We start from the raw sequence: 10291 nt of genomic DNA on the forward strand, positions 1-10291 counted from the left end.
ATAATAACTTCTAGAAAATTATATGTGCTACTAAAACCACTATAGGCAAAGTTATTAAAGTACGTTCAATAAATATTATAAATAAATCTTTCATTGAAACTGGAATTTTTGAACCTATTAATAGTCCTCCAACCTCTGACATATATATAAGCTGAGTTACAGAAACAGCAGCTATAACAAATCTGGTTAGCTCACTTTCAATGGTACTTCCTATAATTGATGGTAAAAACATATCTGCAAAGCCGACTATAAAGGTTTGGGAAGCTACCAATGCTTCAGGAACTTGTAATAATTTAAGTAATGGATAAAATGGCATTCCTAAAAATTTAAATACAGGTGTGAACTCAGCTACAATTAATGCCAATGTTCCAATTGCCATAACAATTGGAATAACTCCTAGCCACATATCTAAAACATTTTTTATACCTTCTAATAAGAACTCTTTAATACTTGTATTCTTTTCTGCTCTTTCAAGAGCTTGATGAAATCCCCACTTTGTTCTAGTAAACCCCTCTGGAATTACTTCTCCAGCATCTTTAGGTTCAACATAATAGGTATCCTCTTTTCTTGATAGAGGTGGTATTCTTGGAGATATAATTGCTGCAATAACTCCAGCTAAGCAAATTGTTAAATAATATGGAACAAAATATTGCTCTAGCTGTACTGTTTGAAGTACAACAAGGCTAAAGGTAATTGAAACTGCTGAGAAGGTAGTACCTATTACTGCTGCTTCACGTTTTGTATAATATCCCTCTTCATATTGTTTACTTGTTAATAAAACTCCTATTGTTCCATCGCCAAGCCAAGAAGTGATACAATCTATTGAAGACCTACCTGGTAATTTAAATACAGGTCTCATAACTTTAGTTAATAATACTCCAAAGAACTCTAATAATCCAAAGTTTAAAAGCAGTGGCAAAAGTATACCTGCAAAAAGAAAAACTGCAAATAAAACTGGTAATAAACTTGTTAAAAGCATTCCTCCTGTAGCATCTGACCATATCCATTCAGGTCCTACTTGAAATAATGCTAAGATTACAAATATCATACCAATGACTCTTGCACATAACCACAACGGAGTTATATTAAATAACGAGTTTAAATATTTATTCTCTATTACAAATCTAGGCTTTACTATTTTAGTAATTATGGTACATATAGTGCTTATACATATTATTGTGGCTGTAATTGCTGGTAAACTTTCTTCTAAGATATTAATTATCGAATTAGATAGTAGTGCAACTGAAATTGTTATCTCGCCATTAAAAGGAATTGGTATCATAAATAATACTACACCTATTAATGAAGGAATAATAAATCGTAATACCCTTGATGTTGTTTGAGGCTTTTCCTTTAAATTAATCATATCTTCCTCCTTATTTTCCAAAATATTCAATCTCTTTATATAATGGTAATACATAAATTACCAACAACCAACCCTTATTCTTTAATTTATTTTTTATGTTTCTATGAATTAATCTGCAAAAGTTTATGAAGTTGTTACATTTGATGAATTTTATTATTAAAACAACTGTAATATTATGCAAACTTATCTGATAATTATTCATAACATATAAATAATATGATATAACTATAAATTAAGGGCATACTACCCAAAGCACACCCTACTTAAACCTGCAGTTAAAATAATATCCATATCATCTCTTTTATTTCATAATAATAGTAATCTACTATAAAATAAAAAATTTATATAAATATATTCTTTTCTCTATCAACTTATTATTTACAGTTATGTAATTATATTTTAAATAATATCCACTTACAACTGTTTAGCTCATATTTAATTTCATAAATCTTTTCCTTATTATTAATAATACTTTGGCATCTAAATATCATCATTAAATTTCCTGCTAGTTTCTCTTTTTCTCTGCATATAACTTTATTTATTTTTACTACTTCTGTAGTTTCATGGACAATTCTAAATTTTACAGGATGTATTTCGCCGTCACTATCAAACCATGCAACCATATCAATAGGTTGTGCTACCACCTTCATCTAAAACACTCCTTATAAATTATTTTTTGAAGATGCCTTAAATAGTTCTTCCTCTGTTCCTCCACTTATAGATTTAATACCAGAATGTAAAAAAGATGACTTCATTATTGACTTATTTCCATATTTATCTCTTATACTATCTATAGTTTTCTCTAATACAATATATTTTTCATCCTCTTTTTTATCAAATAAGGAAAGTTGTACACCAAAGTTTTCACTAACTATCGAAGTGTTCACTGCTAAAAGTCTAATAGATTCACCATGCCAAAGTTCATCAAAAAGCTTACAACTTATCTTGTAAATTTCATTAGTGCTATTAATAGGGTTTATAATTTTTTTCTGTTTTGAGTAATTTATAAATTCACTGTTTCTTATGGATATAGAAATCACATTACAATAATTGTTACTTTTTCTTAATCGCATACCTAAAGTTTCACATAGTGATAATAAAACTCTATGAGCGGTTTCTCTATCTTCTACATCAAAAGGAATAGTAGTGGAGTTTCCCATATTTTTATTTTTATATTTTTTATTAGCATCAATTACCGAAAAATCAATTCCATTAGCATAATTATGAATCATGTTGCCATAACTTTTAAAGAAATATTTTAATTTTTCTATATCATATTTTGCTAAATCACCTATAGTGTTTATATTAATTTTTTTTAATTTTGGTAGTGTTGCCTTTCCTACCATAAATAAATTTTCTATAGGTAAATTCCACATTTTACTTTCTATCTCTTCTTTAAAAAGAGTATGAACCCTATCAGGCTTTTTTAAATCTGATGCCATCTTTGCTAAAAGTTTGTTAGAAGATATGCCTATATTCACCGTAAATCCCAATTTTTCTTTTATTCTATCTTTAATTTGATATGCTAGTTTTATATAGTCTTCTCTAGTATATTTCTTATTAGTAACTTCTAAAAAACATTCATCTATAGAATATTGTTCCAATAGCGGACTGTACTCTAAAAGTATCTCTATCATAGCCTTGCTACATTTATTATATAATTCAAAATCTCCATGAACTACCTTTAAATTAGGGCATTTCTGGAAAGCAGAATATAAACTTTCTCCAGTTATAATATTATATTTCTTTGCAGGTATAGATTTCGCTAATACTATACCATGGCGTGATTTTTCATCTCCACCTATCACTGATGGTATTTTTCTTAAATCTATTTTATCCCCTCTTTGAAGTCTATAAACTGCTGTCCATGATAAATATGCAGAATTAACATCTATATGAAAAATACACTTATTATAACTCTCCATCTTTAATACCTCTCTCAATATTCATATAATTTTAATTATATAAGAACGTACGTTCTATGTAAAGCTAAAATTCCAATTATGGTAATTAATTTTACTAAAGATATTAAAAATTTAATAAACTCTTCAAAACTATTAAATAATTAATAAGTTCTAAAAACTTTTTCATACAAAAAGTTTAAAATATAAAGGAGTTAGAACTTCTCTAACTCCTTTGTATCTTAAATTAAAAAATTCCGTTGAATACCAATGCTGCTGCAATTCCTCCTAGTATTGGTGCTACAATTGGTATCCAAGCATATCCCCAATCTGAATCTCCTTTACCCTTAATTGGTAAAATTGCATGAGCTATTCTGGGTCCTAAATCCCTAGCAGGATTTATAGCATAACCAGTAGTTCCCCCTAAAGTTATTCCTATTACCCAGATTATCAATCCTACTACTAATGGTGAGATCCCATCTACCATCTTTGTATTTGCAATTCCCAATATAGCAAATACAAGAACGAAAGTCCCTATAAATTCACAAATAAAATTATTTACTGTATCTTTTATTGCTGGAGCAGTACAAAATACGCCTCTCTTAGTATCTTTATCATCAGTAGCATCAAAATGATTTTTATAATAAATATAAACTAAACATGCCCCAAGGAAAGCTCCTAACATTTGACATAAGATAAATAGAGGAACATCTGCCCAAGGAAATTTTCCTATTGCAGCTAAACCTAAAGTTACTGCTGGATTAAAATGCGCTCCTGATATAGGTCCAAATATAAACACTGGAATTGTTACTGCTAAAGCCCATCCAGTAGCTATTACTATCCAGCCTGAACCATTAGCTTTAGATTTATCTAAACATACATTTGCAACTACTCCATCTCCTAGAAGGATTAAAAGCATTGTTCCCAATAATTCTGCTAAATAAATTGACATAATATATCCTCCTTAAATTAGATATCTTCTTTTATCGTACCAATGATCTATTAACTGCTTCATGCCAACCTTCTAAGAGTTTTTCTCGTTTTTCATCTTCCATATTAGGCTCAAATCCCTTTGAAATAGCCCAATTTTCACAAATTTCTTCTTTATTCTTCCAATAACCTACTGCCAAACCAGCTAAATAAGCAGCTCCTAAAGCAGTAGTTTCTATTACTTCTGGTCTATCAACTTGTACTCCTAATATATCCGCTTGGAATTGCATTAGGAAATTATTTGCACAAGCTCCTCCATCTACTTTTAATGCCTTTAATGTTATTCCTGAATCCTCTTCCATTGCTTTTAATACATCATAAGTCTGATAAGCTAGAGATTCTAAAGTAGCTCTTATTATATGTTCTTTTTTTGCTCCTCTAGTAAGTCCCACAATGGTTCCTCTAGCATATTGGTCCCAATAAGGAGCTCCAAGCCCTACAAATGCTGGTACCATATAAACTCCATTAGTATCCTCTACTGCTGTAGCATACTCTTCAGAATCTTCCGCTTTTTTTATCATTCTTAGCTCATCTCTTAGCCATTGAATAGCTGCTCCTGCTATAAATATACTTCCTTCTAAAGCATATTCTATCTTACCATCTACGCCCCAAGCTATAGTAGTTAAAAGTCCTTTCTTAGAATTAACAGCCTTTTCTCCCGTATTCATAAGCATAAAACAACCTGTTCCGTAGGTGTTCTTTGCAGTTCCTGGTTGGTGACAACATTGGCCAAATAAGGCAGCTTGCTGATCTCCCGCAACTCCTGCTATAGGAGTTTTAGCTCCTAATAGTGAATGATCAGTATAACCATAAACATAGCTAGAAGGCTTAACTTCTGGCAGCATTGATTTTGGTATATTTAAAATACTTAAAATTTCTTCATCCCATTTTAGTTCATGAATATTGAATATAAGAGTTCTAGATGCATTAGTATAATCCGTAACATGAACTTTTCCCTTAGTTAAATTCCATATAAGCCAAGTATCTATAGTACCAAATAAAAGATTACCTTTTTCTGCTTCTTCTCTTGCTCCTTCTACATTATCTAGTATCCATTTAATTTTTGTTCCTGAAAAATAGGCATCTAAAATAAGACCTGTTTTTTCTGTGAACATCTTGTCTAAGCCTTTTTCCCTAAGCTCATCACAAATTTCTGCCGTCCTTCTACACTGCCAAACTATAGCATTATAAACAGGTTGTCCAGTATGTTTATTCCAAACTACTGTAGTTTCTCTTTGATTAGTAATTCCAATAGCAGAAATATCTGTAGCAGTTATCCCTAGTTTTGCCATAGCTTCTGTTGCAACACCCAATTGAGTAGACCAGATTTCTATAGGGTCATGTTCTACCCATCCTCCCTTAGGATAAATTTGAGTAAATTCTTTTTGTGCCACACTTGCTATAGTCCCTTTTTCATTAAAAATAATACATCTTGAGCTTGTTGTTCCTTGATCCAATGCCATAACATATTTTGCCATGTTCATCCCTCCCATAAAATACTTTTAATTATCGTATTATAGTATATTAAAAAAGAGTATCTATTTATAACCAGTCTAAAAGTTTTAATATATTACTCTATTTCTAAACTAAAATTTAAAATTCATAAAATAATACTTTTATTATAAACTGTAATTACAATATTGTAAAAAAGAAACTAAGATCATAGATCTTAGTTTCTTGCATTATTGTTCATTAATTGTTATTAAATTATTGATTATTATTTGATTGTGCATTGTTACTTTCATTAGGCTTATTTTTATCTTTTTCTTTTTCTTTGTCTTTTTCTTTATTTTCATCTGGTTTTGAAGGTTTAGCAGCTTCTGCCTTTTTAGTACCTTTTTTAACTATTTGAGGAGTTGGCTCATAAGTATCATTATTCATAAGCTCTCTTGAAACCTCTACATCATTCTGATAAATTACTCTATAAGCCTTAACCTTATATCCTTCCATACCATATTGCTGAATAACTTCTGTTCCTTCTTCTAAAGTTGGATCCTCTTCAACTTTAGTTTCAAATGGAGTAGTTGCATAAGTTTCACTATAAAACTCGTATCTTTTTCCTGTAAGTAAGGCTGAATTAGAATAAAGATTAAAACCAACGCTACCATTACCTGCATATCCCTCAATATACATTGGATATTTTGTGTTATTTGTAAATACATAATCTAACCATCCATAAGCTATGGCTGCATCTAATCCCTTTTCAACATAACCTACAGGAAGATTATGGTTAAGTCTTGAATCTGGAAGTATTCCAGCTCTTAATACTGCATTATGAAGAGTTGTAGATACTTGACATACTCCTCCACCATAATCTTTTTCAAACTTATCACCTACAATTACAACACCTTCTAAATATCCTTTGTCAGGAGTTGTATCACCTACTATAGTATTAAAACTAAAACTATCTCCTGGCATTAATAAAGTTCCATTTATAGTGTTTGTACTTATTTCTATATTTACAGCTCTTGCTTGAGTTGAATTTTCGTAGCTTGTACTAAAATTCGATATTTTGGTATTTATCTTTTCAAGTTCTGCTTTTGTTATTGTCGGTTTATCTTCTACAAGTTTTGCTTTAACTTTAACTTCAGTTTCTGTTTCTTTTGAAGAAGCTATTGCTTTGGTTATTTCCTCCTGTAGTGATTTAGAATCTAGCTTCATACCTAATTGTTCAGGAGTTATATCAAATCCATCTCCAGCTTTAGTTATTTTAGCATTAACTTTATTTTTATTTAGTTCACTTTCCATAGTCTTAATCTTATTCTCTATTACTTTATTATCATAAGTAAATTTTAGCTGATGATCTTTTTCTGTAGGATTTTTAATCATTTTAAACTTTTCCATTACTCCCTTATCTTTTCCCTCTTCAAATACGGACTTTACTGTATCATCTAAGTTAAAGTTTAATTTCATATCAGCATAATTAACTACATAAGATTTATCTCCAGCTGTCATAATTAATTTTTTCTGCTCTACACTTTTCTTGTACTTTTCTTCTATTAATTTTAACGCTTCTTCTTTTGTTTTACCGGAAAGGTCAATTCCTTGAATTTTCATTCCTGGATAAATAACACTTTCATAATTATCAACCGTAGTTTTAACGTAGAATACTCCACCAATTGATATCATTAATAAAGCAGTTATTAAAGAAAGGATAATTACTCTTCTTTTTTTAGCTTTAGCTTTCTTTTTCTTTTTAGAAGTTCTACTTTTAACTACAGTATTATTTTCTAAGTTTGTGTTCATGTTAAAATTCCTTTCATTGAAAAATTTTCCCTAACCCGAAGTAAATAAATAATTGCTTAAATAAAACAAATTTAATAATAAATACACCTATAGTATATCATAAAATGTTTTAGCTTTCACTTTGTAAAAACCCAGATTTTATATGAGTTAAAGCGATTTTAAAAGTTTATTTCATACATTCGATTGATGTTGTTAATTTTTATAAAAGTTTAAAAAGAAATATATCTTCACTATATATAGATATTAATTGATTTCAAAATAAAAAGTGTAACAAATCTATTACGATATAATTACACTTTAAACATATTTAAAATAACTATTGTTGAATGTTAATCTATTTTGAATTTTTAAATAGCTACTTTATCTTCACAGCTCTTATTAAGATCATTTAATTTCTATTTAGTTCCCTTAGCTATAACTTTCTTCACTGGCTTATAAAAATCATCATTTAAAAGAATTTTATCTTTTTTCTCCCCATTTTCATACTCTGTTCTATATACCTTCACCTTGTAACCTATGCTTCCAGGATTTTTAATTTTCTCTTTACCTTTTTCTATAGTATTATCGTAGACATATTCAGTAGATATAGGATATTTTCCATATATATCTTGAGAAAATTCATAACTTTTACTTTTTAATGATGAATTCGAATATATATTAAAAATTACGTCCTTATCTGTAATAGCACTTTCTATATATATTGGATAATTTAAAGTGTTTTTAAATTTATAATCTACAGAGCCGTAAGCAACAGTTGCATCCATCCCTAGCTCCGTATAGCCTACAGGCATATTATGATTTAGTCTTTCTGTTGGTATTATGCCTATTTTTAAAACAGCATTATGAAGAGTAGTTGAAACTTGGCATATTCCCCCACCTAATCCTTGTTCTAACTTATCTCCCATTATAACTGTAGCAGGTAAATATCCTTTATCAGCAGTTGTATCACCCACTATCTTATTAAAACTATATTCGTCTCCAGGCATTAATAGAACTCCATTATTAGCATATGTAGCTATAGATATATTTTTAGTTCTAGCGTGAGTTGAAGGTTTATAACTGGTTTTGGCAGAAGCAATTAATTGATTTATGTCCTCTAACTTCTTCTTAGTAATCTTAGGTTCTTTAATTTCAAGAGCAATATTATATCTATATGATTCACCAATATGAGAAATAATTGCGTCTTCAATTTGACCTTTTACTTTTTTCTTATCTATTTCTTCTTTAGCTATCTCAGATGCTATATGAAATTTTCCATTTTTTCTAGTAATAGAAGCATTTTTTGCTTTCTTATTTAGAGATTTTTCTATGATGGATAATATTTCATCTACAGATTTATTGTTATAAGTAAATTTAATAGCAAACTGCTTTTCTTGTGGTTTTTTTATATTTAAAAATTTACTACGAGTATTTTGATTCTTACCATAGTTAAAAGCCTCTTCTACTATTTCCTCTATGTTGTAATTTATATTTAAACTATCATAGGGAATATCATATTCTTTTTCTTTACATACTAATGTTATGGAATTATTTCTCAAGGGCTTGTCATATTTTTCTTTAATAAACTCTAAAGCTTGTTCTTTAGTCATATTTTCTACACTATGTTCTTCAATTTTTACTCCTGGATATATAATATTTTCATATGCATTTACTACACTATAAACGTAGATAAAATAACTTACTATAACTATTATAAAAATTAAAATTATTGTAATTATTCCATATTTTTTTTTAAAAACCTCTCCTTTATCTTTCATATTCTCCTTCCTCTCTAATATTATTTACTTTTAAATATAATATTAGGGTGTGTAGTAATTATCAAAATATACTGATAAAAATTAAAGACTCTTTACAATTCTATAGCTATATATATATGTCAGAAAATTCTATCTCTATTTTTTTCATATTTATTTCTTTACCTTCGGTACTGATGAATTCTTCATTTTCAATAATAGTTTTAGGAAGTAATATTTTAAACTTACATCCTTTATTATGTTCACTTTCTAACTTTATTTCTCCATTATGCATTTCTACCAAAGATTTCACTAGTGAAAGTCCTATTCCACTTCCTTCATTAACTCTAGTAAAAGTATCTGTTACTTGAGTAAATCTATTATAAATTTTATCGTGCATATGCTTAGGAATTCCTACTCCATTATCTTTAACAGATATTGTTATATTATTTTTATCTTCGCTAATGTAAACTTCTATTTTTCCACCATCTTTAGTAAATTTAATAGAGTTAGATAATAAATTTAACATTACTCTCTCTATCATTTCTATATCACAAGCTATAATTTTTTCTTCAAACTCAGTATCAAACTCAACATCAATATTCTTATCATCAGCAAAATCTACTATGGACATTGTTATATCTTCGATTACACTTACTATATTATAATTCCTAAGTTTAATATCTAAAAACCCAGCCTCTATCTTACTCATATCAATTAAATTATTAGTAAGTTTAATTAATCTATAACAGTTGTTCTTCATATTAGTTAAATAAACTAAGTTTTTATCATTTTCCTTATTATGTTCCTTATGATAATTTAATTCTAAGAGCTGTACACTACTAAATAAAATATTAATTGGTGTTCTTAACTCATGAGAAATATTTGCTATAAATTCAGTCTTTAATTTATCTAATTCATAAATTTCTTGAATACGTTTTTGAGTTGAGTTAACTTCTTCTTGTAATAGCTGCACTTTACTGTTATAGTACCTTTCTTCTTCTACTAAAGTTAATAAAATCATACATAGTGAAAAAATAAGGGTTTGAAGAATA

General features: G+C 28.6%; 8 protein-coding genes. All 8 read right to left on the reverse strand.

Annotation, left to right across the window (positions count from 1 at the left end; genetic code table 11):
• Positions 1-10 precede the first annotated feature (10 nt).
• Positions 11-1366 (reverse strand): YjiH family protein, encoded by a 1356-nt coding sequence (locus ACY1IQ_RS11240; RefSeq protein ID WP_461614003.1) that lies wholly within the window; start codon positions 1364-1366, stop codon positions 11-13.
• A gap of 392 nt (positions 1367-1758) precedes the next feature.
• A complete protein-coding gene (locus ACY1IQ_RS11245; RefSeq protein ID WP_461614004.1) occupies positions 1759-2016 on the reverse strand; it encodes a hypothetical protein in 258 nt (85 codons plus the stop codon).
• Positions 2017-2028: 12 nt separating this feature from the next.
• The gene (locus ACY1IQ_RS11250; protein ID WP_461614005.1) at positions 2029-3291 is read right to left on the reverse strand and encodes a Y-family DNA polymerase; all 1263 of its coding nucleotides are present in this window, start codon (positions 3289-3291) and stop codon (positions 2029-2031) included.
• 223 nt (positions 3292-3514) lie between these two features.
• Positions 3515-4219 carry an MIP/aquaporin family protein gene (locus ACY1IQ_RS11255; protein WP_461614006.1) on the reverse strand — a complete coding sequence of 235 codons (705 nt, stop codon included), beginning with the start codon at positions 4217-4219 and terminating at the stop codon, positions 3515-3517.
• A 31-nt stretch (positions 4220-4250) separates the two neighbouring features.
• Positions 4251-5735 (reverse strand): glycerol kinase GlpK, encoded by a 1485-nt coding sequence (glpK, locus tag ACY1IQ_RS11260; protein ID WP_461614007.1) that lies wholly within the window; start codon positions 5733-5735, stop codon positions 4251-4253.
• 229 nt (positions 5736-5964) lie between these two features.
• Positions 5965-7503, reverse strand: coding sequence for a VanW family protein (locus ACY1IQ_RS11265; RefSeq protein WP_461614008.1), 1539 nt, complete (start codon positions 7501-7503; stop codon positions 5965-5967).
• A gap of 395 nt (positions 7504-7898) precedes the next feature.
• A complete protein-coding gene (locus tag ACY1IQ_RS11270; protein ID WP_461614009.1) occupies positions 7899-9260 on the reverse strand; it encodes a VanW family protein in 1362 nt (453 codons plus the stop codon).
• 106 nt (positions 9261-9366) lie between these two features.
• Positions 9367-10291, reverse strand: a 925-nt coding sequence (locus ACY1IQ_RS11275; protein ID WP_461614010.1) for a sensor histidine kinase, incomplete at its 5' end; no start/stop codon positions are given.

The sequence above is a fragment of the Clostridium sp. Marseille-QA1073 genome (assembly GCF_054863625.1).